This is a genomic window from Candidatus Firestonebacteria bacterium RIFOXYD2_FULL_39_29, assembly GCA_001778375.1.
Lineage (GTDB): Bacteria > Oederibacteriota > D2-FULL-39-29 > D2-FULL-39-29 > D2-FULL-39-29 > D2-FULL-39-29.
Genome location: MFGV01000074.1, coordinates 19,020 through 45,070, shown reverse-complemented (window position 1 = coordinate 45,070; position 26,051 = coordinate 19,020). Strand labels below are relative to the sequence as shown.

30 protein-coding genes are annotated in these 26,051 nt (G+C 39.0%); 2 read left to right on the top strand and 28 right to left on the bottom strand.

What is annotated here, in order from left to right:
• Window positions 1-20: 20 nt before the first annotated feature.
• Window positions 21-206: a hypothetical protein gene (locus A2536_06320; GenBank protein OGF45095.1), complete on the bottom strand. Its 186-nt coding sequence runs from the start codon at window positions 204-206 to the stop codon at window positions 21-23.
• On the opposite strand from A2536_06320, the gene A2536_06315 reads away from it, so the two are divergent.
• The gene (locus A2536_06315) at window positions 205-738 is read left to right on the top strand and encodes a hypothetical protein (protein OGF45094.1); all 534 of its coding nucleotides are present in this window, start codon (window positions 205-207) and stop codon (window positions 736-738) included. The two genes, A2536_06320 and A2536_06315, sit on opposite strands and share 2 nt — an antisense overlap.
• 28 nt (window positions 739-766) lie before the next feature.
• Window positions 767-1,201, top strand: a complete 435-nt coding sequence (locus tag A2536_06310; protein ID OGF45093.1) for a hypothetical protein — start codon at window positions 767-769, stop codon at window positions 1,199-1,201.
• A 185-nt stretch (window positions 1,202-1,386) separates the two neighbouring features.
• Here the strand turns inward: A2536_06310 and A2536_06305 are convergent, their stop codons facing one another.
• The 27 genes from A2536_06305 to A2536_06175 all read right to left on the bottom strand — a co-directional run bounded on the left by A2536_06305 (window position 1,387) and on the right by A2536_06175 (window position 26,050).
• Complete coding sequence (locus A2536_06305) at window positions 1,387-2,070, bottom strand: hypothetical protein (protein ID OGF45128.1); 684 nt, start codon at window positions 2,068-2,070, stop codon at window positions 1,387-1,389.
• A gap of 130 nt (window positions 2,071-2,200) precedes the next feature.
• Window positions 2,201-3,226, bottom strand: a complete 1,026-nt coding sequence (locus A2536_06300) for a hypothetical protein (GenBank protein OGF45092.1) — start codon at window positions 3,224-3,226, stop codon at window positions 2,201-2,203.
• A 312-nt stretch (window positions 3,227-3,538) separates the two neighbouring features.
• Window positions 3,539-3,736 (bottom strand): hypothetical protein, encoded by a 198-nt coding sequence (locus A2536_06295; protein ID OGF45091.1) that lies wholly within the window; start codon window positions 3,734-3,736, stop codon window positions 3,539-3,541.
• Window positions 3,737-3,882: 146 nt separating this feature from the next.
• Window positions 3,883-4,302 carry a hypothetical protein gene (locus tag A2536_06290; protein OGF45127.1) on the bottom strand — a complete coding sequence of 140 codons (420 nt, stop codon included), beginning with the start codon at window positions 4,300-4,302 and terminating at the stop codon, window positions 3,883-3,885.
• A gap of 99 nt (window positions 4,303-4,401) precedes the next feature.
• Window positions 4,402-4,731: a hypothetical protein gene (locus tag A2536_06285; GenBank protein ID OGF45126.1), complete on the bottom strand. Its 330-nt coding sequence runs from the start codon at window positions 4,729-4,731 to the stop codon at window positions 4,402-4,404.
• A 247-nt stretch (window positions 4,732-4,978) separates the two neighbouring features.
• Window positions 4,979-6,751 carry a hypothetical protein gene (locus A2536_06280; protein ID OGF45090.1) on the bottom strand — a complete coding sequence of 591 codons (1,773 nt, stop codon included), beginning with the start codon at window positions 6,749-6,751 and terminating at the stop codon, window positions 4,979-4,981.
• The gene (locus A2536_06275) at window positions 6,748-7,335 is read right to left on the bottom strand and encodes a hypothetical protein (protein ID OGF45125.1); all 588 of its coding nucleotides are present in this window, start codon (window positions 7,333-7,335) and stop codon (window positions 6,748-6,750) included. The genes A2536_06280 and A2536_06275 overlap by 4 nt, the downstream gene beginning before the upstream one ends.
• A gap of 258 nt (window positions 7,336-7,593) precedes the next feature.
• On the bottom strand, window positions 7,594-8,130 hold the full coding sequence (locus tag A2536_06270) for a hypothetical protein (GenBank protein OGF45124.1): 537 nt from the start codon (window positions 8,128-8,130) through the stop codon (window positions 7,594-7,596).
• A gap of 98 nt (window positions 8,131-8,228) precedes the next feature.
• The gene (locus A2536_06265; GenBank protein OGF45089.1) at window positions 8,229-8,960 is read right to left on the bottom strand and encodes a hypothetical protein; all 732 of its coding nucleotides are present in this window, start codon (window positions 8,958-8,960) and stop codon (window positions 8,229-8,231) included.
• Window positions 8,961-8,990: 30 nt separating this feature from the next.
• Entirely contained in the window at window positions 8,991-9,509 is a 519-nt protein-coding gene (locus tag A2536_06260) for a hypothetical protein (GenBank protein ID OGF45088.1), read from the bottom strand.
• A 108-nt stretch (window positions 9,510-9,617) separates the two neighbouring features.
• Window positions 9,618-10,622 carry a hypothetical protein gene (locus tag A2536_06255; protein OGF45087.1) on the bottom strand — a complete coding sequence of 335 codons (1,005 nt, stop codon included), beginning with the start codon at window positions 10,620-10,622 and terminating at the stop codon, window positions 9,618-9,620.
• Window positions 10,612-12,249 (bottom strand): hypothetical protein, encoded by a 1,638-nt coding sequence (locus A2536_06250; GenBank protein OGF45086.1) that lies wholly within the window; start codon window positions 12,247-12,249, stop codon window positions 10,612-10,614. Before A2536_06250 ends, A2536_06255 begins: the two co-directional genes overlap by 11 nt.
• Window positions 12,246-12,968: a hypothetical protein gene (locus A2536_06245; protein OGF45085.1), complete on the bottom strand. Its 723-nt coding sequence runs from the start codon at window positions 12,966-12,968 to the stop codon at window positions 12,246-12,248. The genes A2536_06250 and A2536_06245 overlap by 4 nt, the downstream gene beginning before the upstream one ends.
• Before the next feature lie 2 nt (window positions 12,969-12,970).
• Window positions 12,971-13,903 (bottom strand): ABC transporter, encoded by a 933-nt coding sequence (locus A2536_06240; protein OGF45084.1) that lies wholly within the window; start codon window positions 13,901-13,903, stop codon window positions 12,971-12,973.
• Window positions 13,904-14,017: 114 nt separating this feature from the next.
• Window positions 14,018-14,305 (bottom strand): hypothetical protein, encoded by a 288-nt coding sequence (locus tag A2536_06235; protein OGF45083.1) that lies wholly within the window; start codon window positions 14,303-14,305, stop codon window positions 14,018-14,020.
• Window positions 14,306-14,507: 202 nt separating this feature from the next.
• Complete coding sequence (locus tag A2536_06230) at window positions 14,508-15,257, bottom strand: molybdate ABC transporter substrate-binding protein (protein ID OGF45082.1); 750 nt, start codon at window positions 15,255-15,257, stop codon at window positions 14,508-14,510.
• Window positions 15,245-15,964 carry a hypothetical protein gene (locus A2536_06225; protein OGF45081.1) on the bottom strand — a complete coding sequence of 240 codons (720 nt, stop codon included), beginning with the start codon at window positions 15,962-15,964 and terminating at the stop codon, window positions 15,245-15,247. The genes A2536_06230 and A2536_06225 overlap by 13 nt, the downstream gene beginning before the upstream one ends.
• Window positions 15,961-16,740, bottom strand: a complete 780-nt coding sequence (locus A2536_06220) for a hypothetical protein (GenBank protein OGF45080.1) — start codon at window positions 16,738-16,740, stop codon at window positions 15,961-15,963. The genes A2536_06225 and A2536_06220 overlap by 4 nt, the downstream gene beginning before the upstream one ends.
• 2 nt (window positions 16,741-16,742) lie before the next feature.
• A complete protein-coding gene (locus A2536_06215) occupies window positions 16,743-17,489 on the bottom strand; it encodes a molybdate ABC transporter substrate-binding protein (protein OGF45079.1) in 747 nt (248 codons plus the stop codon).
• A 17-nt stretch (window positions 17,490-17,506) separates the two neighbouring features.
• The gene (locus A2536_06210; GenBank protein ID OGF45078.1) at window positions 17,507-18,250 is read right to left on the bottom strand and encodes a hypothetical protein; all 744 of its coding nucleotides are present in this window, start codon (window positions 18,248-18,250) and stop codon (window positions 17,507-17,509) included.
• A 176-nt stretch (window positions 18,251-18,426) separates the two neighbouring features.
• Window positions 18,427-19,536 carry a hypothetical protein gene (locus tag A2536_06205; GenBank protein OGF45077.1) on the bottom strand — a complete coding sequence of 370 codons (1,110 nt, stop codon included), beginning with the start codon at window positions 19,534-19,536 and terminating at the stop codon, window positions 18,427-18,429.
• Window positions 19,533-20,210 carry a hypothetical protein gene (locus A2536_06200; protein OGF45076.1) on the bottom strand — a complete coding sequence of 226 codons (678 nt, stop codon included), beginning with the start codon at window positions 20,208-20,210 and terminating at the stop codon, window positions 19,533-19,535. Before A2536_06200 ends, A2536_06205 begins: the two co-directional genes overlap by 4 nt.
• A 254-nt stretch (window positions 20,211-20,464) precedes the next feature.
• On the bottom strand, window positions 20,465-22,630 hold the full coding sequence (locus A2536_06195) for a hypothetical protein (protein ID OGF45075.1): 2,166 nt from the start codon (window positions 22,628-22,630) through the stop codon (window positions 20,465-20,467).
• A 31-nt stretch (window positions 22,631-22,661) separates the two neighbouring features.
• A complete protein-coding gene (locus A2536_06190; protein ID OGF45074.1) occupies window positions 22,662-23,852 on the bottom strand; it encodes a hypothetical protein in 1,191 nt (396 codons plus the stop codon).
• Window positions 23,853-23,951: 99 nt separating this feature from the next.
• Window positions 23,952-24,458 (bottom strand): hypothetical protein, encoded by a 507-nt coding sequence (locus A2536_06185; GenBank protein OGF45073.1) that lies wholly within the window; start codon window positions 24,456-24,458, stop codon window positions 23,952-23,954.
• A gap of 140 nt (window positions 24,459-24,598) precedes the next feature.
• Window positions 24,599-25,813 (bottom strand): hypothetical protein, encoded by a 1,215-nt coding sequence (locus tag A2536_06180; protein OGF45072.1) that lies wholly within the window; start codon window positions 25,811-25,813, stop codon window positions 24,599-24,601.
• A complete protein-coding gene (locus A2536_06175; GenBank protein OGF45071.1) occupies window positions 25,814-26,050 on the bottom strand; it encodes a hypothetical protein in 237 nt (78 codons plus the stop codon).
• Window position 26,051: the final 1 nt, after the last annotated feature.

Sequence of the window (26,051 nt, the reverse complement as noted above, 5' to 3'; positions counted from 1 at the left end):
CGCTAAGCCTCTAACCATCTCTACCAAAGATCCGCCCTATATGATTGGCGGGCAAACCTCCAAGCATCCATCTGCCTTCCGTCCTCTGTCCTCCGCCTTCCTCCCCTCAGATTCCAGTCAATAAAAAGACGAAATCCGACATATCTAAAAATCGCTGATAAGTTTATATTAATTATATAAGAATTCATCAAAGGAGGAGATAACATGTTAAAGAAATTTTTGAAATTCCGGGTGGTTCTGGGTGTTTTTCTTGTTTTTGCATTACTATATTCATCCGATATCTTTGCTTTTAGCCGCGGAAACGGGAGACATTATTATACTAGAGGCAGCTGGTATAGACAGAGATGGTTTTGGTTTGATGCAATTGTTCCCACTCTTGCTATCGGCGCGATCGTTCGCACACTACCCTTAGGCTATACCACCGTTATAGTCAGAGGTCATCAATACTATTATTACAATAATGTATATTTCCAGACGTACAACAACAACGGCTTTTTAGTAGTCGAGGCCCCTTCAATAGTTATTCCGGTTACGCCAAAGCCTGCTGAACCTATCGCAACTGCTCAGGTAACAATACAAAAAGATGTTTATACCATAAATATCCCCAACTCAAAGGGAGGGTATACGGCTGTTATAATAAAAAAAGTTAAGGAAGGTTTTACCGGGCCGCAAGGCGAGTTATACAAGGAATTCCCTACCGTAGAACAACTGAAGGTTTTATATGGCACTAAAAAGTAATTAACAGGACAACAAGGAGAAAAAACATATGAGAAGCAAAATAGCTTTTGTTTTGTTGTTGGCGGTATTTGCACTGTCCGGTATGAGTCAGGAGGTTTCGGCAGCAACCCCGTTAAGGCTTTCATTGCTTCCGGGTATCAGTATCCCGGGGGATAATGTAGTGATAGGAATTGACATAGGCTTGATCGCGGACAGCGTTCAGGAAGTGAATGGTTTTCAGGTATCCTGGCTTTACAGCGGCACAGACAGACTGTCAGGAATTCAACTCGGTCTTGTAAATATCAGCAACAGTGCTACAGGTATTCAGTGGGGACTATATAACCAGTCCCAATCCTTCGTCGGCATTCAGATAGGTTTAATTAATGTGACCGACACAATGCATGGCTTTCAGATAGGCCTGATCAACATAATCAGAACCGGCGCCCCTTTCCCCTTTATGGTATTCATAAACGGTAATTTTTGAAAAAGCAATTTCACTTCCGCCAGTGATATTAGGCGGATCTTTTGATGATCCGCCAGTGATATAGGGCGGATCTTTCGATGAGATTGCAAAACTACAGGATTTCACTGATAAGAGATGGTTCCAATGAACTAAAATCTGAAAATCTCTCCATAGGGCGTGGAGTTCCACTTACAACTAAATTTAAGTTAATGCTTAGCTTTTTTAAGCTCTTTACGCAAGGAGCGCCAATCAGGGGCGAATTTGTCCATGACAGCTTTAAACTCTTTCTGGTGGCCTCTTTCCAGTAAATGCGCCAGCTCATGGATAAGGACATATTCAATACTTTCGAAAGGTTTTTTTGCAAGCTCGGTGTTCAGACATATCTTTCTTTCTCGATAATTGCATGTTCCCCATCTTGATTTCATTGTCCGGATAGTTAACTTTTCTACTTTCACATTCATTACGCTTTCTAATCTCGAAATGTGCGGTAAAATAAGCTCCTTAAGCCGTGCTTTATACCATTTTTCCAGGAGATCTTTCCTGTTTTTCTTTCCCTCTCCCCGGTGTACATATATATGAAGGGTATCATTGACAAGAATCACCTTACGGCGGGTGTTGCCTTCAGTCACTTCCAGTTTGTACTTCTTCCCCAGGTAAAAATGCACTTCACCGCTAGTATATTCTTTGGCAGGCTCATATTTTAGAGCTTTCATCTTTTCATGATGTTTTTTTATCCACTCAAGCTTTGAGGTACAAAATTCTCTGATTTTTCCCGACTCCATTCTAAGCGGAGCTGAAACCGTCACCAACCCCGGGGGCCGTACCCGCAAATGAATATTTCTGATGTTCTTATGGATAACATTAATACAAATACCGTCTATTTCAATTATTTTGGAGTCGGAATTTATCAATTATTTTTCCTGTTATATAAAACGGGGACAGACACCGGCAAAGCCCGTTATCTATCCCCTGACTATTGCCTCCCTATACGTTAATTGGTAAATCTGACTTTCTCTTTTTTTATGGTAACCTTGTGCAGTTATACGAACCGGTTGTGGTCGCGTTATTAAAGAACTTACTGTAGGTGCCGGAATGAGTGGCTTTTGAGAAATTCTGAAGTGTAAGGGTATTTGAATCATCAAATGTTCCCATGCTTCCGAAACGGATTAGAAGATTATAGGTCCCATTACCGTTATCGGTGAAAATGCATTGAGCGGGAGCCGTGGTCGGTAACAAATTGTTGCCAAAACTGCTATTTGTAAGAACCAACCTGGCATTAGCACCTATAACATTACCCGTCCCGTCATAGACTATTGTCAACCTGCCTCTGTCGGCGGATACGCCGGTATCAAAATCATAAATCTCTTTACTCCCGGGTATCCCCAAAGTAACGGCGTAACCGCAGCCTTGCAGATACATACCCGCCGTCTTCGCCGGCAGCCAAGGTTTTGCAAGGGGGTCCGTTCCGCTCCCGTCATAATAAATCAGAGAATCTGAGATATCTACGAGAGCTACAATATCAGAAACTGTTGAGGAACCTCCGATCTCGATCGCAGGGGAATAATCCTGAGTAAGAGCATAATATCCTTCAACTAGCGCAGTGGAGCTGAACTCTTCTATCTCCGCCGGGCCGGTAGCATGCCCGGTATGGCTCGCTTTTGTATAATAGGTGGTCGCACCGGATACTACGGTTCCTTTTACTCTGATATTTACACCGTTTGCCGGGCCGCAAAAAATATTAATTCTCTTGTATTTTCCGGGCGGCACGCTGCAGTTGAAAGAAGTGAAATCCGAAAGCCCCGAAAGAGTTGCCAGGTCTACGTCCTGATTACCGGACCACAGAGTCACAAAATTACCGTCTTCTTTTTGCAGGCTTATCTGGGTTACCGGGATAATATAGTTATCCGGAGAACTCGCGCTATGCGCCTTAAAGGCCAAGGCAAATAGAGGCTCCGCCTTGTATTTACCCGCCGTATAAAGAATGCCAATAACTACCAGTTGTACGGTAATTACAGCTTTAAGTATCTTTAGAATTTTGTCTGTCATTTTAAACTCCTTTTTCCGGCAGAGTACGCCGGCAGATCCCGCATAACTAGGGACTGAATATTTGTCTTTCCTTTTCTTCTCTTCCTTCTTGCCCTTCCCTTCCTGATTCTTTACAGCTTTCCCACTCCGACATTCACAGTATTGCCGCCGCCCAGCACACTGACAAACGGATTCCTGCCGCACCCTACAACAAACATCACATGCAGAAGCAAAACTACCACCGCCAGATACAAAACCACCTTCAATTTTTTCATACCCACCCTCCACTAGACATTAGATATTACTTATAAAATTCCATAAAAAGCACGCCGGCTATTCTGTAGTTTTCTTGAAGCCTGTTAAAGCAAAACCATCATAGACTTTGTGTGAAATTCTGCTTCCTAAATCCATAGGGAGTTTATTATAGGTTACCACGGTATCACGGCACCCCAAAAGAGTACTTGCCGGAGTCAAACAGGCTCCAACGGTCAAATCAACAATAATGGACTCCCCTTTATTTATCTTTATCAAATTTGAGGCCTGCACCCTCAAATTATTATTCTTACAACCATATAAATACAATATAATTTAAAAACCATGTATTGTCAAGCCAATTCCGTATTATTCCATATTATATTAAAAGAAGCCTCTGCAAAAATTATCAGGCGTGGATTTTTCTATTTGTTCCTTTTTCTAATTTTTATCAAATGTTTTAATTGCCATGCTCGTTCTTTGGTTACGGCGGCATCTGCTTTAACCGAATCAACAGAGTCGCGGATAACTGTAGCTGCGGAAGCTGCAGCGGCAAGGGCGTGAGCGGGAACATGCGCCGCAGCCACTGCCTGTCCTGCGGCACGTGCGGCTGAACGCGCAACATCATCAGCCATAACATCCCGCGCCGCGGCGTGAGAATCAAGTGACGCTTTACGAATAACGGCCATGCTAAACACGCCGGTTCTTACCCATTCCCGTCCCGCTTCAATTGCAGCTTTAGGGCGTTTGTCTCTCGTATATTTACTCTCAAAATATGGCAGGACGCGCTCGGCACAATCAAGTCCCCACGTTGCCAGTGTCTTATGATTAATTTTCTTCGCCAGCTCTGCAATTTTTCCTATACGGGGATTTTTTATGGCTATTTTTGTTCTTTTCATTTTATTAGTGTTGACTCTCCTGTCTCCATGTTATCTGATATCTATTTATCTTTTAGCAGCCTTCACGTATCCCTCTATTCTGGAATATGTAGCCGAAGGGCTTTCTATCATATTCCCCTTCTTGTCAAAAACCCTGACATCCGGTATGGAGTTTATTCCGTATTGCCTTGCCACCGGACTGCCCCATTTTACAATATTTACTTTTCTTAGAATCACATCATCATTCTCTTTAACCAGCTCTTCTATTTTAGGAGCCAATGCCAGGCAGGGACCGCACCAGTCCGCGTAAAAATCGATAATGACCACGTACCCGTTCCCGACATATTCTTTAATATCAACTTCTTCCCCGTTTGAAATGATCTTTATTTTCTCTATATTGCCGGCAACATTAATATCTTTTTTTGGTTCAACCCGGTGGACATGCTCCGTTACAATACTTTCATTTTTCTTTACCGCAACCGGCTGCTCATCTTTTTTTTCATTGAGAAATACAATTACTCCCCATATAATGAAAACAACAATGACTGCGGCAACAATGGCTATAAATTTTGTAAACCTGGTTTGATTCTCGCTATATTGCTTATCGCTCATTTAATGTTCCTCCCCGTATTTTGTTAAGCATTCACTCAACCGGTCTGGCATAATCATAAAAGTAAAATTCGTCCACCCATCCCCTGAAATTATCGCGTTTTGAACTGTAGGAATACGTCTGGCCGATACTCAGATTTTCTATCCTCTCCGGAATTTTAAATGCCGGCTGCCCGCCCTCTGAAAGCCACAAGGCTTTCCCATCCAGGTAATATGCCAGTTTATCCCTGTTTCTGTCGTAAGATACGAAGAAATGGTACCACCTCATTTCATACAGGTTATCAGTGACCTTATACCATTCTTTTATTTCCTGTGCCGTCCCGTGCTTCAGGTTACCCGTAACCAGGGAAACTATTTTTTTGTTTACCGGCCCCTGAAAAGCAAGGCTTGCCGAAAGAAAGTCCGGGGTAAAATTTGAAAGAAGGATATACCTGGTGAGAGTATCGTCCCACGCTTTTGCCCTGTCAGGCTTGAACCAGAACTCAATCGTGAAGGAACCTCCAAAATCGACCGGAGTTTCACTGAATAGGTCCAGATAGTATGTACCGTCAAAATACCCCGCTTTACCCTCTATCCCGGGCTGGTACTTGATAATACCGTATCTTTCCACGGGTGTTACCTTTAGGGTCCCCAGATTCTTTATATTATCATTGAAATTAAGACGTATGATAGGCGGGGTGCCGGCCCTGTCAGAAGTCCAGGTCTTATAATTATTCTCAGGGACATTTAACGAAGGGGGTTTTGAATATATCTTATCAAGCATCGACTGAGGAAGGAGGTCCTTCACCTTGAAAAGGTCGTAACTCCAGGAGAGCTTCCCGTTACCGTTACTGATAACAGTCGTTTGAAGTGCAAAAGAAATAAATAGCCATAGTAACAGGAGCAGTATATTGAGAAATATTGAATACCGTATATGCCTTATTATGCTTTCTTCTTTTGCAGTGCTGAGCCAGAATACAGGATCATCAACGTTTTTCGGGTCAGACGACACAACCCACTCTATAAACGAACGCTTGTGTTTTTCCGCTTTGGGTTTTATCACCATATCTTCCGCAATACCGTCTTTTCTGAGATTACCAAGCAGATAAGCTTCTGTGCCCGGTGTGAAATATTTATTTTTACCTCCGCGATGTATCCCGGATATATTACTGTTAAAAACTATATCCCAGAATCCCGGATAATTCTTTACATTTTCCGGATCTACAAGCAGCTTGCCCGTCCCGTCTTCAAGATAGAACGGAAAACAGTCCTTTTTATCATTGAACGGCATTTCATTCACAGGCCTGATAATACCTTTGAATTCATTCAGCCCGGAGGCAGCAGAACCTATGGCAGAAGTGGGTAAGTTCTGAATAGTGCGTAATTGCTTTATTAGCTCTATTATGCAGGGTATTCCTTTTGTCGCCGCAAATATCATTCCGAATAACCCGATTAGCTCTGAAGGAAACTTTGAATATGTTATATAATGATTTATAGAATAGTCAAATCTGCCGTGCCAGCATTTCAAAAAGACCGTTACGGCAAAAAACGGGACAAGTACACCGACAGAGTACACAGATACTTTGATAAGGGAAAACAATATTTTATGAAACGGCAGTTTTAATTTTATTTCTGCTATAAGAACAAGCAGCAGGGGCGCCAGTGCTATATAAGGCAAAAAACCGGAGAAGATATAGAAAACGGTCAGTATAAATATGGCTATAATCGCTTTTATTATTATTTCAGATTCGTTTATTTCCCTGACAATCTTTACAAATAATATCAAAAAGCACAATAAACAGGCAATTGCAGAGATGAGTACTATCACTTAGAATTCCCCCGGAATTTTTCCGCAGTCTCAAAATCATCCAGGTAGGGGTGTGAACGCAGACCCATTATCCCTGCAAAAACAAAGTAAGGAAAAGTTTCAATCTGCGCGTTGTACACCTTTACGGTATCGTTGAAAAACACCCTTCGACCGGCAATGATCGATTCAAGACTGGAAATAGAATCCATTATACGCACGGAATTTTCATTTGCTTTAAGTTCCGGATATTTCTCAAAACCGGCAAACAGATCATTTGCCTTGAAATTCAGATCATTTTCAACCGTTGTTTTTTGCGCTGAATCTTTTTTTTGCCGGTAGGCAACGCGGAGTTGCGTAATTGCCAATAATACATGCTGCTCATAATCAGTATATATTTTAAATGCTTCCACCAACTTTGAAAGTTCATCATGTCTCTGAAGCAGTACAACATCGATATTTTTCCAGGCTTTCATTATGTTATTACGCACTTGGATCAGACTGTTAAAAATGCTTATTACCCACACCAGAACCACGATCGTCAGTATTAATAGTAAGATCCCTGAAAGCAGCCATAGACCGGTAATTCTTGTTTCTGCAGCCGCCATCAAGAGATTAAAACCCAGTATTTGCAACACGGATACTATTAAAACGGCAATAACAAAAGCTACCATTGTCCAAAATATTATTTTTTTCAATAGAGCACCTGTAGTAATACCTTAACTATACAGAGTGAAAAAGCGATTTCACTGATTACAAAACTATCGGATTCCACTGATACAAGATATTGTTCCAATGAACTAAAATCCGAAAATCTCCTCATCTTTATTTCCATACTTTCCCATACTTCAAGATAAATAGCATTCTTAAATATTGATTTTCACGTCTTCTTTCAAATCTTCCGGAACTTCAAGGAATTCACGCCTTTTATAATTCATCGGCCCGGCAATAATATAATCCGGAAATTTTTCTATTTGAATATTATAAATATTAGTCTTATCATTAAAACTCTCTCGCTGGCCCGCGATCTTCGATTCAAGCGCAGTTACCCTCTCCATAATTTTGATAAAATTATCATTCGCTTTTAAGTTGGGATATTTTTCAAATACAACACGCAACCCGGTTAAAGCCCTGCTTATTTCGTTTTCAATGCGCGCCTTTTCCTCCGGAGTACCGGATTCCTTATAATTTGAACGCAATTTAACTATGTTTTCCAGGACACTGCTCTCATGCTTCATATACCCCTTGCATACATCTACTAACTTGGGCAATTCATCGTGTCTTTGCAGAAGAAAAACATCAATATTTTTCCAGGCGGCATCAACATTATTCTTAACCATAATAAGATTATTGTAAATCCTGATCACAATGCTGAGCAAAATTATACAACACAGCAATACCATTCCGATTACGAAATATACCATATCGTCCCCCTTTTTTTAGAATATTTTTCTTTTTAATTGGGGACAGACACCATAAAAACACGTTGTCTGTCCCCGCACTAGAGATATATCATCTTTCTGGTCATACCGCCGTCGACTATTAAATTCTGGCCGGTAATAAAACCGCTTTTTTCTTCATCGGCAAGAAAGGCGCAGGCTTCTGCTATATCTGTGCCCCGTCCGACGCGTTTTACAAAATGCTGCGCCCGGTCGGTTTTCGTTTCGGTATAGCCGGAGACATTTATCCAGCCCGGACTTACCGCATTGACGCGTATTCTTCTCTCCGCGAGGCTTGACGCAAGCGCATGTGTAAGCCCGATAATTCCGGCTTTGCCGGCTGCGTAGGGTTCGGAACCCGGTTCCGACATAATGGCTCTGGTTGAACTTATATTTACGACAGAACTTCCGGCAGGCATATAACGGGATGCATATTTAACAAGCATGTATTGGGCCGTAAGGTTTACCGCAAGAATCCGGTTAAATACTTTCATCGGGCGCTTTTCCATAGAGCGCCAGTCCCCGATACCGGCATTGTTGATAATAATATCAATACGCCGGTAATTCTTTACCGTTATGGAAACCAGCTTCTTAATATCCGTCTCAGACGCAACATCACATCTGACAAATAATATTCTGCCTTTGTTTTCAAGTCCAGCTGCAGCGGCGCATCCTTTTTTCACATTGATATCTGTTAAAACAACAATGGCTTGGGCAGCTAAAAATTTTTCTGCCGTCGCCAGGCCAATACCTGAAGCACCTCCGGTTATGATTGTTACCCTGTTTTTTAGCATTTTTTCAGCCGTCAGCCCCAGACCCGTATTCTATTTTATTACTTCGGCCATCTGATTTTTGTCGTTCTGAACTTTCCCGTCTTTATAAATTTTAACAGTCTTTATGCTGCCGTCTTCATTAAACACACTGCAAATACTGTCCCTGAGGTTGTTTTTATAATTCTCCTCAGCTTTGAGAGCGCCTGACGGATAGTATTGCCTGCTTAATCCGTTCAAACTGTCTCTTTTGTAAATGTCCTCTGTCATTATTTTTCCGTCCTCATAATATGTCTTGGTCAGACCGTCAAGAAAATTATTTTTATAATTATATTCCGCATATAACTGCCCGCTTTCATAATATTGTTTCACAATTCCGTCCGGGATCTTTCCGGTTTTTTTTATTATATCAAGATTGTCATTAAATATTTCCCGGGCTACCTCTTTTTTGCCGTCAAAAAATACAGCCGCCTTTACCGCACCATCCGCGGCTATTTCAAGCTTTCTGATAACATCGGAATAGAGAAAAAGAGGGATTAAGACAAGGGAAAGAGTATAAAACGTTTTCTTCATTATTTGTTTCATTGCATATATTTTACCATAATCAGTTACAAAACAACAAGAACTCCCAGCATTACTATGGTATTGCAATATTACGGATATCTCTTTGTTTTATAAGCATTATTTTTGCGATGGACGGATTTCCGGTGTGATATCTTTATTTTCTGCAGGTTTCTTATCGCCGGCCGCTTTTTCTATTTTGAAATCAGATTTTTTCTTTTGGAGCTTTTCAACATTACTTGCCTGCACAAGAAATACCGCAGGTTCCCGGTTTCCGGAAACATAATACCGGTTTTTCGCAGTATCTTTCTTGCCGGCTTTAAATATTTCTTCTTTACCATCCGCAAAGTGGATCTTTACATTAAGCTCGGGCTTGTTTAAACCTGTTCTTTTGTCATTCTTTTTTTCTTCTTCTTTGTCAACAAATTCATCGGCAGTCAAACCTGAAAGTTCCGTTAAAAATGTATCAATGTCATTCGGATTTGTTATTTTATTATTTTTGTCAGGCGCGCCCAGATACCACTCCTCTTTCCTGATAAGTTCATATTTTTCACCTTTAAAATCAATTTCTATTTCATCCACATTGTCTTTACTAAATGAAAAAATAGATTTATCTCTCCATTCATTAAGTTCTCTTCTTAATTCATCACTGCCAGGACCCTGTGCAAGATATACCTCATCTTTTTTTGGATATCTTGCATATATACTGCAAAAGTCTCCTGCCATTTTACCGAAGATAACCGGTTGACATGCTTTTCCTGATCTGTAAATGGTAAGCATAATTCCTTTTTCATCGGTAATCTCAAAACTTTCATGTTTTGCTTTGTTTGTTGAAATTACTTCACCAATTTTTAAACCGGCAACTTTACCCAGAATTTCATCAATATAAATCTTATTTGCAGGGTACAAAACCGGAGCTGTTATCCTCCATTTATTATCCTTCTTTTCAAAAGTGCAGGTATCCTTATTGTTCTTTGTAATATCAAATTTGTTAATATCTTCTTTCTTTATTCCTTTATAATATTCCGAACCTGCAGGAGCATATTTTATTTTTGTATAAATAAAGCTTAGCCCTATAAGCGCCGTAAAAACGAGCAGCAGGATAAATATTTTTTTAATATTCATTTAAAGTCAACCCTTTCCTTTTTATTTTTCTTATTCTCCAGCGAATTATTCCATATACAATAAACCCGGCAGGAACAAGCAATACGTTCAGCCATTTAATAATATTCCTGGTTTCTTTACTCGTTTCTTTCAACGGTCTGTATTCTATCCCTTTTGAACGTATTGATATAAGCCCGGTATCCTGAGCCAGCCAGTCAACAATGTTAAAAAAGAAAGTACCGGACATAGGATCTTTTAAAAAATCACCTCTCATTATTCTTCCGTTCCCGACTATTATAATGCGATTATCCGGGCTTTCCTTTATAGTCTCGCTTTTTTTCTCGTCTTTTTTATCTTTTTTTGTTTTATCCGCGCTCTCAACAGCAGGAACCTCCTTATCGGAATAGAAACTCTTGAACTTTCCGGTAACTGTAGCCGCGAGAATATAAGGACCTTTCTTTGTAAGATTCTGTGTTGGAAAATTTTGCAGGGGGCTAAGAAAATATACATCATCTTTTTGCCAACTATTCTCCGATGATTTTATAAGCCACTCGGGTTTTATTTTGCCGTCAGGAACATCTTTAAGTATGAGCGGACTTGCAAAAGGAAGAGATACTTTTTCCAATTCCCTTACAATAGGATTTTCTTTGCGAAAAACCGTGGCAACAGGCAGAAGCGGGTACTCAATAATATTCTGTATAGTGAAGAAACCTTGCCGCTGTTGCACGGAAATACGCTGGCACTGACGGTCTAATACCAGCCCCGGCGTTATTTCAACACCATAATTTGACAACAGATTATTAAGGTTATGTTCTATCTTGTTGCCCATAAAATTGGTCAAATTCACATTTACACTGTCTATCAGAAAGGCCACAGGTTTACCTTTCATGATAAATTGATCCACCTCATATTTTTCCCTTTCACTGATCTTTTCCTCCGGTGAAAGTACGACCAGAGCGTCCAGATCCTCGGGAACCGCTGTTCCATCCTTAACCGATACAGTCCGGAGTTCATATTGTTCGCTTAGTCTTTCATATACCCCGCCAAGATCAGTAAAGGGATCCGGCTCTTTATGCCCGGCAAGAAATCCGACTTTTTTCCTGACTTCCTGGGTAAGTTTTTTTATACGGCTTGTAACATCGTATTCAAGGCCGACTGTTTGTTTGACAAAAGGCAGTATCTCTTTTTTGTCCCCGTACAAAAACATCGCCCCCATATAGCTTATTTCCTGTTCATACTTGTCGTTCTTTACCTGGGTGATATTCACAGGCGCAATGCCCCCGGAACGCGCTTCCTGTTGAAGCTTTTCATCCCCCGCAGGATCTATAAATTCATAACTAATCTTGCCTTTTGAATATGTCTTATATTCCGCGAGAAGATCCTCAAAATATTTTCTGTTGCTGTTATACGGGGCCGGCAGATTTTTATTAAAATATGCCTTTATTATAATTCTATCGTCGAGCTTTCTCACAAGATCCTTGCTTGCTTTGGACAAAGAATATATACCGCCCTGCGTAAGATCCAGCCGGCAAAATATATGATAGGAGAGATAATTAATTACGATAATAATACCGAGCAGTATCGGAAGTGAAACCAAAGATAATATCGTTTTCTTGCTTGTTTTAATTTCTATTTTTCCTATCTTCATTTCCATCTCCTGCTGCCTAAAACAGAAACAGTCATGTAATAGAAGAATAAAATAACGCTGAAATAATATATAAGGTCCCTTGAATCTATGATTCCTTTGGAAATATTGCCAAAATGATAATCTATACTTAAGTATTCAATGAATGAGACGATAAATGCCGGGACAAAACTCAGTATTTTGCCAAACATAAAGGATACAAAGCATATTATAAAACTTATTATAAAAGCAACAATCTGATTTTTCGTCAGAGCCGAACAAAATACCCCGGCAGAAACAAAAGATGCGCTTAGCAGGTATAGCCCTGAATATGAACCAATTACCTGCCCCATGTCAACCTTACCAAGGAACATCAAAGTTATAGGATGTATTAGAGTAAGCGAGATCGCGACAGCCATTAAACTGAAAGCAGAAAGAAACTTACCTATTATTATTTCTTCATCTTTTAAAGGCATGGTCGCAAGAATTTCTATTGTTCCGCTTTTTATTTCATCCGAAAAAAGCCCCATCGTCATAGCAGGAATGAAGAATATAAATAATAGAGGCATATTACCCAGAAAATTATCCAAGGTAACTTCATTTATAAGAAATATGCTGGACGCAAAGAACCAGCCGTTGATGATCAGAAATATCACAACTACTATGTATGCGATAGGTGAATTAAAATACCCTCTGAGTTCCCTGCGCAGTATAGTTTTTATATTGTCAAAGCTAATTCCCATAATTACTCCCCTGCCGTTAATTCCCTAAATACATCTTCGAGACTTACCACCTCTCTTTTTAATTCTAAAAGAGGCCATTTATTTGTAACTGAAAAATTATACAATTCCTCCCTCATATCAACACCTTTAGAGATCTGTAACTGGTAACCTCTTGCCGGACCTTCTTTATCTTGAACCTCAACGCCTTCCACATTTGGGACTGCTTTTAACAATTTCACCACTTTTTCTTCCGGGCCTTTTAATTTAATGTACACTTTATCCTTACCTTCTATCATCCCGTGCAGTTCGTCAGTTTTTCCGTCAGCAACTATTTTTCCCTTATTTATTATAATTGCCCTGTCACATGTTGCCTGGACTTCCGACAGAATATGGGTACTTAAAACAACTGTCTTTTCCCTGCCCAGTTTTTTAATAAGCTCCCTTATTTGTACTATTTGGTTAGGATCAAGTCCTGAGGTAGGCTCATCCAGAATGAGAATAGGAGGGTCATGAATAATAGCCTGCGCTATCCCAACTCTTTGTTTGTAGCCTTTAGAAAGTTCTCCTATATCTTTTTTTATTACATCAACAAGACCGCAGACTTCTGCTACTTCTTTTATCCGTGATTTAACTTTATTTTTTTCTATATGACGTAAATTTGCAATAAATTCCAGATATTCGACTACACCCATCTCGTAATACAGAGAATTTGATTCAGGCAGGTAACCTATATTTTTTCTTACTTCTAGAGAATTTTCGAAAATATCAAATCCGGCCACTTTAATACTGCCTGAAGTCGGCGGAATGTAGCAGGTAACAATCTTTAAAGTAGTTGTTTTCCCGGCTCCATTAGGACCCAGAAATCCGACTATTTCACTTTTTGTTATACTAAATGAAATATTATCTACTGCAAGGAGCTTATCGTATTTTTTTGATAAATCTTTTACTTCTATCATAATTTTGCACCCAAACATTTATATTTTGCAAAAGTATTTTACCAAATTTAAAGACAATTTCAAGTCAAAAAATGTTCCAAAATATCTTTTCAAACGATTATCTAATACGATTATTTACAATTCCTCATAAATAGCATTGTTTTTCAAGGTATTTTCATGTTTTATTTTTCCGGCAAAACCTAATCCTTCATTATTCCCAGGGATTCTAAAAGCTTGATAATTCCTGTTAAAAGAACTAATAGGGCAAGAACTGCCGTTATCCGGCCAAATATTCTGTGCCAGGGTCTTAAAGAGTCCTTGCCTTTTGTAGATAAAAATCCAAGCTGGTGTACCGATAAGAAGAAGAGCGGCAATTCCCCCGCCAATCGCGTGCAGTGTTTTTAAATGAGACCAGCTATACACAACTTTATTATGAACCTCTCCGAGCTTCTCCGCCTAAATGATTGGCGGATCCGCTAAGGGCGAGATCTCGGCAGAAACTCTGACGGACAGGATGCTCGGGGTTTTCTTTGACATAACGTCATAATTCAATAAGAAGTGAAATTCCAAACACCGGTATGATTTTTAGACCGTCTTTGTTTTGCCTGCGATGATATTCTTTTAATTATTTTACTGCTGACGTTTTATAATGATGTTTATTAAAAATCTCTCTGCCTTTTTCGCTTTTAAGGAATATTATAAACTTTTCTGCTTCTTCTTTGTTTAAAGAGTTTTTAAGAACAGCCGCGGGAATTTTGCTTATCTCATTTTCCTTCACGGGTATATCAACCACATCGCCGGAATCAGGATACATATACGCAATAGAATCCCACACGATAACAGCATCCACTGTTTTTAATTTTACCGCGTTTCCGAGTTCATTAGCCGTTGAGGTCTTTACAATGATATTTTTTTCTATTTTTTCAAAAAGCTTGTTTTTTTCCAGCACACTTTTAGTTACAATACCTATTGCGCATACGCGTTCGTCCCCGACCCCAAGCTTAATACCTTCTCCCTCTAAATCAGAAAGATTCCTGATATTTTTTGGATTACCTTTTTGCACAAGTATAACAGGCATCCAATACGCTATTATTAACGGTTCGCCCGAAATAAGCTTCTTTTTCTTTGCAATCTCAATATATAACTCTTCTCCGGGAATAAAGACGTCCCCTTTACCGGACAATTCTATCTGAGCAAGCATTTGAGCGGAGCCGCCGAAATTATATTTTATCTTTGTGTTATTTTCTTTGGTGTAAGCTGCTGCGATCTCTTCCATAGGAGGCCGTGTACCCGCTCCGCAATAAACAATCAAATCAGCAGAATATAATACACCGGAGAAAAAGAAGATAAACAAAAAAGTAATTACTTTACGCATAACGTCTCTCCTTTGCACAGGAAATCTGCCACCCTTTTATCCGCAGGGTGTTTTTTTATTTCCTTAAGTTTGCCCTGTTGGATTATTTCCCCGTTCCATAGAACGAGAACTTTATCAGCCAGACGGTCCATTTCGTCATAAAAGTGACAGATATGAAGGAAGGGGATATCCATCTGCTTTTGCATTTTTTTTAATTTACCTATCAATTTTTCTCTGGTTTTCTCATCCAAAGCGCAGAGAGGTTCGTCCAAAAGCAGCAGCTTCGGAGAAATTATAAGCGCCCGCGCCATCGCAACCCTTTGACCTTCCCCTCCGCTTAAGGTCTTTGGCTGTCTTTCAAGCAGATGAGTAATCTCTAAAAGCTCGCAGATCTCCGTTATTTTCTTCTCAGCGGAAATCCTGTCGTATTTCAAAACCTTTAAACCAAAGCCTATATTATCTTTAACAGACATATGCGGAAATAGAGCATAATCCTGAGGCATATAACCGATACCCCTTTTTCCCGGAGCAAGGAGCGAAATATCCGATTTGTTTAATAATATTTTTCCTGATTTTATCTGTCTAAGTCCGCATAAAACTTCCAGTAATGTTGTCTTGCCGGCGCCCGGAGGACCTATTAAAACACAATATTCATTATCAATCTCCGCGGATATATTTTTGAGTTCAAAATTTGCCTGTCTAAAAAATATTTTCTGAAGTTGAATCATTGTATCCCTCTTTTTAAAAATAATCTCAAGATCATTAACGAAACTATGCTGAACCCTACCAGAAGGAGCGAAACGGCAAGGGCGCTCTCTATCCGGCCTATAGAAAGCTCCAGAAATATAGTTGTAGGTAATACCTCCGTTTTAAATCTGGTTGAACCGCAAAATACGAGAACCGGGCCGAATTCTCCTATAGCTTTTGCCCAGGCAATTATTCCGGCAGCGACAACTCCCTTTTTGGCAATGGGAAGAGTTATCCAGAAAAAGACCTGCCAGGAATTACAACCCAAAGTCTTTGCGACATCCTCAAGCCGGGAATCCATTCCCTCAAAAGCGGTTTTTATGGTTTTAAGACAGAACGCGCAGGAGATGACAAACTGGGCTATCACAATTCCGGGTATTGTATAGACAAAATCAAAACCATGAGATTTTAAAATATTGCCTAACCCTGTCTGATAAAACACCAGAAGGCTTATTCCGATAACCAATGGAGGCACGATAATAGGCAAATCCAGCACAGCATCTACAAAGTTACTTCCAAAAAATCTGAATCTTACGAGCGCATAAGCCGCAGGCACAGAGACAATCAAGGAAAGAACCGCGGTAACAAGGGAAGTTAAAAGGCTAAGCTTTATAGCATATTGAATCTCTGGAGCCGCCAAGGCTTCCCTAAAATTAGAAATACTGATATACCCGATATCCCCGAGCAACAGTATCATTATTATAAGAAAGTAGATTCCAAGCAGCCCGAAAAATGTCCCGCGGAATATTTTTTCCATGTTCACTTTGTTTTATAGCCCGAAGAAGTAAACGCCGGCTTCCCTTCATCAGAGACAGCATAAGAAAGGAATTTTTCCGCCTCTTTGAGATTTTCAGAACTCTTAAGCACCGCAATAGAGACCCTTGCTCCCTGAATCTCATTTTTCAGCTTTATAACCTTCAATGTACTCTCGAATTGTTTTGCTGAAGCATTCCAGATAAAAGCCGCGTCTATAGCCCCGAGTTTTATCGCATTAGCGAGTTCGGAACTGCTTCTTGTTTTCACCTTAACATTGATTGCAAGCTCTTTATACATCTTTTCTTTTTTAAGATACTCCTCAGTTAATTTCCCCGCAAGAGAAAATTCCGGTTCTCCCCATCCCAAACGCATGCCTTTTTTTGCAAGATCCTTAAACCCTTCTATATTTTTTGGATTATTGGCGGCAACCACCAGCACGGGTTGAAGAAATGCCGCATCCTTGTAGTCAAGAATAAGGTCCTGCTTCGCAAATTGTTCCATATAAGGTTCATGAACAATAAATATATCGCCTTTTTTCGAAAGCTTTACCTGGGCAAAGATTTCGCTTGAATCGCCAAAACTAAACTCCAGTTTAACTCCTGTCTTTTTTTCATAAGATTTTGCCAAAAGTTCCATTGCCGGCCTCATCGTGTTCCCGCAGTAAACAAATAAAGCTTTTTGATTTGACCGCGCGCAGCCAAATCCGGCAAGGATAAGACAGAATATTACCGGTAATAATATTTTACGCATTTTTTTCTCCTTCTAATTTACTTGGACGGAATAACCCAGCCGTGCTTTCTATAATGTTCAAGCCCCGCTCCGGAAGTTAAAAAGGCAATAAACTTTTTTCCGAGTTCTTTATCTTTGATGAATTTAAGAGCGGCAATAGATGTACCGCGAAATATCCGGTATTTTTCTTCAAGTTCGACTATTTCCAGATCGGGAGAGAGTTCATTAAAAGTGTTCCACCCGAAAGCGACATCCACCTTTCCGGCAGCGACAGCGTCAACCAGATGGATGCATCCGTTTACATGCAGAGTAATATTCTTTCGGACCGGTTCAATAAGCATTGCTCTTCCCGATACATCTTCCCAGAGCCCTTTCAAACAATCTATCAATGAAATGCCGATCTTTACTCCGGATTTTGCGCAATCTTCAAGGGTTTTAATCTTTTTCGGATTACCTTTCGGGACTATCAAGACAGAACGGCGGTATCCGATCGTCTTTCTCATATCAGGCAGCACTAACCCCAGATATTCGCCGTCATCAAGAAGATACTCAGCACTTCCTATCACTAAATCGTAATTTTCGCCCCTGCTTATCTCCTGAAGAAAAGTCTCAGGCTGTCCGGCTTTCGGAGCTCCCTCATCGGAAGTAACTTCACTGTATTGTTTTACACAGCCCCTGTTGCAAACATCGATTTGGACCTTAACTTTATTCAATATTTCAAATTCTTTTGCCGCATCAATAAGCGGAAAAGCGCAGGCTCTTGCAGAAAATACTTTCAACATATTAGTTTCTCCTCTATTCCAAAAGACAAGTCTAAAGTGAAGCTGTATCAATAATACAACACTTTCAAATTAAAGGCTACAGAAATATCATATTCAAAATCCAAAGAAGGATACCCGTCTATCTGAAATCTAACAGGTTGATGAAAAACTCTTTTTAAGATTTTTTCAGCAGCCTGCTAATAATTTATTTGCACCATGGTGTTAAATTTATTATTATCGGGGATAGTATCACTTTTTATCACGTAATCAGCCAGGAACCTTACGGACTTGTCCGCGTAAATGTTCAAGCCAACAGTATAATATGACACATAACTGCCGTCCCAAATATTCTCATCCCATCTTTCAAATCTAAAAACAGGAGCCAGACAGGAAAGTGACGGTAAAAACATCACAAAAGGCTTGGCTTCCACAGTAAATACAAAATCCATAATATCCTTTACGCCTGACGTATCTTTTCCGGCAATATACTCAAAAGTCGTAAACAACGGCAATGTGCCTTCTGTTTCATATTTTCCGTAAAATCCGTAATGCGTTTCATATTTATTGCAGGCGGCAATATGACGTGTATAAGCAGAGATACCGAACTCAAAATCATTTATAGGTTTTGTAACAAAATATCCGGAGAAATCTTTCATCCCATCCGTTTCCGAGCCATAAGTTGTTCCGTTAAGAATACCCACTCTCCAGGAAAGAAGGTTTTTCATATTATCCCCCGGAAGATTACCGCAAAGCTGAATACCATAATCATATTTGGCAATAATTGTTTTGGATAAAAATTGAGGGGTATCAAATACTTTGGCTTTTGATGCCGGATAATTATTCTCAAAACTAAAAGGAACTAAGTATTGTCCGACCTTTACCCTTAACAAATCCTTATCGGCAATAAATTCCGCCCATAACTCTTTAAAATTTACTGTCGGAACCGCGGCAATTACAGATACAGCTTTATTTGATATGTTAGTTACCGTTGTTATTGAAGTCGAAGTGGCAAAACCGTAAAAATCCGGCTGAATTTTAAACTCCGCCCAATCATTAAACTTCCAGCTAAATCCCACCCGGGCTGTCTTTACGGCAAAAGGTTCTATCCCTCCTAATGTCGGATCCGAAGTGTAGGAAAACTGGGTAAACCCGGAAATCTTGACTTGCGCAGGTACTTTTGATGCTTCTCCGGATTTCTTTTCTTTTGTATCAGACGCACTTTTATCAACTACTATTTCACTTTGCTGGGCATAAACACCAAGAGTAAACAAGAGAACCAGTCTTATTATCGCAAATATTTTTCTCATCTATTCTCTTTGGTTTTATCGGATTTACTTTTGCCTTTAAACATTGCTGTCACATAAAATATTATTACAACAATAGTTAGAAGAAATCCGACGAAATGGCCCGAGGGCAACCCGTTAGCCCAGCTGTTTTTATCCAGCAATTCATCGTACTTTAATATAAAAATATGCCCGAGTAAAAATATATAGATAATATTATTAAGCGCTTTAATAGTTCCGTGCTTTTGTATAATATTTGATAATAAATTAAAGCTTACCGCCATAAAATATACAAAAGCTGCCGAACCCAGAAGCAAAGAAAGGGCAAATACTGCAGTCATTTTATTTTCAGGAGTAAAATAATCCGGATAGTAAGAGGCCGAAAACATCATGACAGAAATCAAGATATGAATAAAACTTAAGATAAACCCTAGGATCCCAAAGCTTTTAATATAATGTACTTTGCTTTCCCACTTTTTCGGCCAAATCTTTACAAATGAGCCTGTTAAGATCGCTGCAGAGATCATAGTAAAAGAAGTAAAAGCTATTGATTTATTCATTACGTTCAAAAATATATTTGGAATAGGCTGGCCAAAACGCCTGAAGTAATGCTGGAGTACGAAGAATAGAAAAACAACAAGACAGGTAATCCATACACTTTTAGAACTACTTTTTCCGTCGAAATTATTATTTTCCATTTTTAATTCTCCTTTTCGAAAAAAATTCCACTTCCGCCAGTTATATTTGGCGGATCTTTTGATGAGATTACAGAGCTACAGGATTCTCCGCCTTTAGCCCGCCCAATAGCGAGGTCTCGCAACAAACTATTGTTGCGGACGAGATCTCACCAAAGGTGGACACTGATACAAGATGTGGGTCCAATCAAGTAAAGTGAAATACTCTTCATTTTATTTTTCTATATTTTAAGACAATTGTTTCTGATAATTACTGATCAATATTTTGCTTCAATACCCAAAAAGAAATTTATCCCTGACGCATCAACTCCCGAACTATGAAGACGGTATCCCCGGTCAAGTATATTTTCCACTCCGCTATTAATCTTTATACTATCATTTATTTTTAGATTACCGCGAGCATTTAATGTAAACCAGGCCGGTGTTCCGTTTGGATCCATCCTTGAATCGGTTTTATCTCTTGTAGACAGAGCATCCTGTCTTCCTGCAAATTTTGTATAAGCTTCCAAACCCCAATCGGAAATTTCATAGCGAACTCCAAGCATGCCGTTTAACGGAGGAACCCGGCTTAAAGGCTCGCAATCGGTCAGATTTTTGCCCTCAGTCCATGTAAGGTTACCATATATGCTCCAATTAAACATATCGTCAATGAAAAGCCTGCCGTTTAGCTCCGAGCCCTGCAACTGTCCTTTTCCAATATTGAACTTCTGATAAACCGGTTTTCCGTCTATAACAGTAACTCCGTTATAATCTCCCGGTTTTCTGTCTATTTTGTCGGTAACATCTGAAAAATAGTAAAATGCCGACCAATTTATCCTTTCAAATTCACCTTTGACACCTATTTCTATATTGGTATTTTTTTCCGGTCTTAGATCATAATTAGGAACATCGATACCCAGATTCTCGACTCGAAGTGTCACAAGATCATCAAGATTTGGAGCTCTAAAACCCTGGGAAATATTTCCGCATAAATTTACACCCTTTGTGATTTTATACATCGCCCCCAAATTTCCGGTAATGTTCTGAAAGACCTCCCCAATATTACTGACTACGGGGTTCCCTCGTATTATAGAGTTATATTCGAACCTGCTGTACCTTGCTTCCGGGATAAACTTGAAATTTTCCGAAACTTGCCATTCATCCGCCAAAAACACACCTGCAGTATTGTATTTTGAACCATCAGGAAAGGTACTTTTAAGAGAATCTTCCGCTCTTGACTGAGTATTGGTATTATAATCCCAATACCGGCTTTGGACATAATCCTGGTAGTATTCAAACCCATAAACTAATTTATTATTATCTATTTTTGAAGTAAATTGCGGAGTAAATCCCAGAGTATCCACATTATCTTCATATTCAGATACTGTTGTTTTTCCCGTCTTTTGTAATTGTCTTCCTTCAAACTGACGCTGAAACGAGGCAGCAACGGAGAAAGAATCCATCCAAGAAGACACATTTTGCTGTTCATACTTAATCCAACCCAGATGCCTCTCCTGGGGGTTGTAAATATATTTTTCATATCCGCCGGTTCCGCTGAACATCCTTGCTCCTTTGTATGAATCATAGCGAGGAACCTCATTTTGCCTTGTATATTGATAATTCAAAGTAACATCAGCATCTTTCGAAATATTATAACTTATTTTTCCATTAGCATCCTGCTCATTAAACCCGGTTGGAGTAAGAACCCCAAAATTTCCTCCGGCCCGTAAATTCCCTATATTTTTATAAGTGCCTCCAAATAAATAATTAAACTCCCCTGCTTTTCCGTTTGCTTCTAGCCTTGTTGCAGTACCATTAACACTGCTGTCACCCCTGCTTATTATTTTCGCCGTGAATGGAACAGTGGAAACAGGATTTTCCGTTATTATATTTATCACACCACCCAAAGCATCACTTCCGTAGAGAGAAGAGCCGGGACCTCTTACAATTTCAATTCTATCTACCATAAAATTATCTACAGTGTTCATATATTGTACAGGACCGCTTCTTAATGTGGAATTATTCAGTCTTATACCGTCGATCAGAACAAGATTTTCCCTTCCGATAAAACCCCTTATGATAGGTGATCCATGACCCTGCGTTGTTTTTTGCATAAATACTCCGGGAGATTCATCAAGCGCTTCATTCATCATAATTGATTTTTGAATTACAGAACTATCCCCTCCGGTAACACTGACCGGTTTGGAAACATTAAATGTATCATCTATTATACGTGTTGCCGTAATTGTAATTTCGGGAAGACTAAGATATATTTTTTCTTTTTTTGCATCTGATATATCCGCCGCAATCTTATCTTTTGAATTCGCTTCTATTTTTCTTTCCATAGTAATTTGTTCTTTTTCAACAAGTTTATCTACTTGCTGCGCATAAGCCACAAAACCTGATAATATCACCATACTTACCAACACCAGTATTCTTTTCATCTTCTCCCTCATGATTTATTCAAACGATCTACTATGAGCCGCCGTATTTCGCCAAAATATACGTTGCTATAGCGGTAGCATAGTTTTTTCCGGAACAGTTCGTCCAGCTTCCTTCTTTATCCTGTTTCAACAGAAGAAACCGGCATATATTTTTTTTTTGCTGCATGGCATTTTTCTTCACATAGTCCAGATAATAATCATAGATCAAAAGATCCTGATAATAAAAACAGGGTTTTTCGCTTTCTTTCCCGACAATAGCATTCGTTATTTTGCTTAAGTGCCGGTTAAAATCAAATGTTTTTGTCTTATTTTCGGTTGACACCAGCGTATTTTTTGCTAAAACATTTACAATATAAGAATTATAATTTCCGTCGGCTGAATATGTTTTAATAAATCCCAATCCTTTATTAATTACTTCATTATTACAATGAATACCGGATTCTTTTGCTTTTATCAATGCCTTAATCATATTCGCACTGACAATAACATCTTCCGCGGAGCTATGAAAATAATATGTCCAGCCTCCTTTCTCTTTTTGATTTGCTTCGGCTGCTTTCACCGCTAATTCCAATTTAAACTTTATTTCCTCAGCTTTATTGAGACTGTAAATCCTGCTCAATGTCAGTATCCCAAATGCCTGATCATGTATAGTTGCGCGTTTTCTTGAATCACCGATAATAATACCGTTTGATTGAACTGAACTCAGAAGATAAGCTGTTGCTTTTGAGGTGATTTTATCATATTTTTCCTTGTCAAATTTTGTTTTATTTTCCATCATACTTAAAAGCGTTATTGACGTCACCGGTATGCTTTTTTGAAAGATATTAGAGTTCCATGAACCGTCTTCATTCTGTGTTTTTTCCAGATAATGCAGCCCCTTCATTAATGAATTATCCCGGCTTTCGATAATCTTAACCGTGAAAAATGCAGTGATCAGGGAAAACACACTTACCGCAGAAATAAAAGCTATTTTTTTGCGATAAAAAGAAAAGCTTTTGGCTTTTTCGTTGGGGAGTAATGCCGAGGAAATGGCAGATAGGAATTTACTCTCACTTGAATATTTAATGTCATTCAACAATTCATGAGTTTTCTTTAAAGTATCGAATTCTCTACGGCATGAATCACAGGCTTCTAAATGAATTTTGAGATTTATTTTTTTCTTTTCAGACAAATCTTTATCAAGAAAAAGGTTTATGTAATACCCTGCTTTTTTGCATTTCATACTATATAGTACGATTGAAGATCAAAAAGGTTACATATATTTAAAATAATACATAAAAAGAACGCTATTTCTGATATTGAGATTTTGACAGACTGAGGATTATTTATTAAAATATCCTGAATCTTCCAGGATATTACGGAGTTTTTCTCTTGATCTATGCAGTCTGACTTTAACTGTACCTTTAGACAGCCCAAATTTATTGCTTATAGATTTAATTGACATATCTTCAAAATAAAACAATATTATTATGGATTTCTCCTCATCAAGTAATTTTGAAAGTGCTTCTTTTAAGATTCTGTACTTCTCTGACCGTTCTGATTCCAGCGAATTATCGGAAGCAAAATATCCGAACTCGTCAATCTCATCCAGGGTATATACAGGCTTTTTTCCTCTTAAAAAATCAACACAGGTATTATGGGTAACCGTGGAAATCCATTTTGAAAAACTTTTATCTTGCGAATATTTATCTTTTGCAATAAACGCTTTTTCCCAAACTTGCGAATGCAAATCCTTCGCATCATCCTTATTACTTGTGAACTTGTTTACAATATATTTTACAAATCCCTGATAATCCGAATACAGTTTCTTAAAATTTTGATTATTCAATTTTTTACACCTCGTAAATTTCCGGCTACCACTTTAATACAATATATAATAATACCGAAAAGAAAACAAGTTAAATTAAATCAGCAAGGGTAATATTCATCAACTTTCGATTGTCATAAATCTATAATATATTTTATAGCTTATCTATTATTGTTTTTTATCGCCATTCCGGCAATATATCCGCTGGAAAACGCGAACTGCATATTGTAACCGCCTGATTCACCCGCCACATCAATTACTTCTCCAGCAAAATACAGTCCGGGAATTTTTTTTGACTCCATAGTTAAGGGATCTATTTCCTCTGTCGCCACTCCTCCGGCTACGGCCATAGCTTCTTTGTAGGTTTTTGGACCTTTTATAGTAACCGGCCATTTTGAAAGAGATAATATTATATTTTCCCTTTCTTTTATTGTTAGTTCTTTACATTTTTTTGAGATATTAACACCCAGAAGCGGAAGAAGAACTAAAGCAATTTTCTTCGGAAGAAAACCCGAAAGAAAAGTAAATACTGTTTTTTCAGGCCTGAAATCCCAGGCGGCACTTATAGCTTCACCTGTAGAATTCTTATAAAACGGGAGAAAATTGATAAATACTTCCGCATTATTCTTAATTTCATCAATTATTCTGCACGAAGCATCTAAAGTTAAAGGTCCGGATATCCCATACTTTGTAAAAAGCAGCTCTCCTCTGTATATTTTTTTTGCATTTTTCATGCAAATTTGAAGCTCTGCTTCCACCCTCACACCCTGAAGCTTATAAAACCAATTCCCGGCAAGTTCAACCGGCACTATAGCAGGTCTAAGCGGGATTATGGTGTGCCCAAGCTCCCCGGCAAGTTCATATCCCGAACTGCTGCCTCCCAACTGGGGATAGGCACAACTTCCGGAGGATATAAGTACATTTTTCGTTTCATAAACAGTTTTTCCGGTCTTTACCGAAAAACTGTTCTCATTTTTAACTATAGAAAGCACTTGCTCTCCGTTTTTGACCGCAACTTTATTAGAAATCAATTCTTCTTCCAGACAATCAATAATACTTGCCGAGTTTTCAGTCACAGGCAGTACCCTGCCAAAACTTTCTGTTTTTAGCATTACCCCTCGTTTTTCAAAGAAAGCAATCAGGTTTTTGTTGTCAAACTCCTCAAATACTTTTTTCAGAAAGGTTTTATCACCGCAGTATTTATCTGTATTTAAATCTGAATTGGTAATATTGCATTTTCCGTTTCCTGATACGCGGATTTTACGTCCAAGGGCGGGATTTTTATTTAGAAGCAATATATTTTTTTTATTATCTGAAGCGGTTATTGCCGCCATTATTCCGGCAGGACCTCCGCCTACTACAATAAAGTCTTCCATTTATTTCCGCTCGTTTGAATCCGGTAGAATGGTATTTTCAGAGTTATTTTTTATGGCAGGAATCGTATTTATGCTAAACAAGCCGTTAAAAGGACACCAGCCCATAAGCCCTGTAAGCAGAGCATATACCCCAAGTATTGCGGCAGCAAAAAAAGGCAGTAGAATTGATATAAGAATTAAAATTATTCCTGCCCCCAGCCTGATTTTTCTATCGAACGCTCCGAGATTTGGTTTCACA